At 32.9% G+C, this 896-nt stretch carries 1 protein-coding gene; it reads right to left on the bottom strand.

Translation table 11 applies throughout. The features are described 5' to 3' along the window. Positions 1–214 precede the first annotated feature (214 nt). Positions 215–616 (bottom strand): hypothetical protein, encoded by a 402-nt coding sequence (locus HA632_RS01520; protein ID WP_176305484.1) that lies wholly within the window; start codon positions 614–616, stop codon positions 215–217. Between the last annotated feature and the right edge of the window lie 280 nt (positions 617–896).

The following is an 896-nucleotide window of genomic DNA, read 5'->3' as shown; positions in this document are numbered from 1 at the left end:
TGAAGTTGTCCAAAGCAATATTATTATTAGTTCTTTTCTCATGAGGAGTTCTATGAAATGCGAATGAGCAATTGCCTATAACGTGCCGCAGATTGTGATTGTGGCGTTCCTCATTCACTTGCGTTTTCAAATATAACTAAAATTTCAGTCAGCCGAGACATTTCTGATAACCCCAAAACCAGCCATAATCACAAACTGCTGTTATGTGTAGTGCTTATACTTTTTTCACAAACTTTGTGTTGTCTAATTCTTCCAGCAACATTTTGTCCATTTTCTCATTCAAAGTATCAAATCGAATTTCACCGGAATAATGAATAAAACCTAACAAGTTTTCTTTTTCGTCCAGAAAATGATAATAAGCAAAATCGGAGTCACATCTTGTCAAAACAAAGAAGTGTTTGATGAACTTTTCGAGTTCTGATAAGTTTACTTTAACCGCGCCATTAAAGCGCTTGTTGATTTTTTGTTCTTTAAAATAGTCTACAGATTCAATTAAAGGTTTATAATCTTTTCTTTCTTCAGTAAATTTTGAAATCCAGTTTCTGTCGTAATCTCCAAAAAATATCAAACTTTCAACACTCAGATTTTTATAAAGCTTAGTGATTTCACTTGACAATATTTTGATTAATTGAGTTTGTGAATTATGTTCTAACGTTAACCAATAATTACTATAAATTTTTGGATAAAATGAAATTTCCTCGTCTTTTACAAAATCTCTGAGAGGAAATTTTCTGTATTTAATTAGGCAAATATTTCGGTTAATTTTCTCGATCATAATTTCGGATGTGGCATTACACATAAAACGTTCCCACGATTGCTACAGTTGCCTGTGTTGCGCCTGCGGCAGGCAATTGTAACAATCGTGTGTTGTGTGCTGTTTTTCTTGTCGACTAAGA

The organism is Flavobacterium sp. J49, assembly GCF_011742145.1.
In the GTDB taxonomy this organism is placed as follows: Bacteria; Bacteroidota; Bacteroidia; order Flavobacteriales; family Flavobacteriaceae; genus Flavobacterium.
The sequence above is the reverse complement of the archived record's forward strand: the minus strand, read 5'-3'. Positions and strand labels throughout refer to the sequence as shown.